This is a genomic window from Streptomyces tricolor, assembly GCF_002155905.1.
Classification (GTDB): domain Bacteria; phylum Actinomycetota; class Actinomycetes; order Streptomycetales; family Streptomycetaceae; genus Streptomyces; species Streptomyces tricolor.
The window spans coordinates 1-718 of sequence record NZ_MUMF01000069.1; the positions used below are offsets into that span (position 1 = coordinate 1).

The window sequence follows — 718 nt, forward strand, 5'->3', positions numbered from 1 at the left end:
CCGGCGGGAACGCCGCCGGGACCAGCCGGAGCACCCGGACCGGCGGGAACGCCTTGGCCGGCCGGAGCACCCGCGGCCCGGACGGCCGCGCGGGCCGCCGCGGGGCCGCCGCCGGGCGGCACGGAAACCGCACCGGCACCCACCCCGGCACCGGCGCCCGGCGCGAAGGCACCGCCGTGTGCCTCCGGGCCGGGGACGTACCCCATGGCCGGCGCACCGGCACCGCCGGAGAAGGAGATGCCGCGCTCCAGGCGGTCGAGGCGGGCCATCACGGACCGCTCGTCGCCGTAGGCGGCGGGGAGCAGGACGCGGGCGCAGATCAGTTCCAGCTGGAGGCGGGGGGAGGTGGCGCCGCGCATCTCGGTCAGGCCCTCGTTGACCAGGTCGGCGGCGCGGCTCAGCTCGGCGGCGCCGAAGGTCTCGGCCTGGGCCTGCATCCGCTCCAGGACGTCGGCCGGGGCGTCGAGGAGTCCCTTCTCCACGGCGTCGGGCACGGCGGCGAGGATGACGAGGTCCCGCAGCCGCTCCAGCAGGTCGGCGACGAAGCGGCGCGGGTCGTTCCCGCCCTCGATGACGCGGTCGACGACCTCGAAGGCGGCGGCCCCGTCGCCGGTGGCGAAGGCCTCCACGACGGAGTCGAGCAGCGAGCCGTCGGTGTAGCCGAGGAGGGACGTCGCCATGGCGTACGTCACACCGTCCTCGCCGGCGCCGGCGAGGA

General features: G+C 77.6%; 1 pseudogene. It reads right to left on the bottom strand.

Annotated features, from left to right (window positions below):
• A pseudogene (locus CCN44_RS06145) lies at positions 1-718 on the bottom strand (DNA polymerase III subunit gamma and tau); the annotation flags it as partial.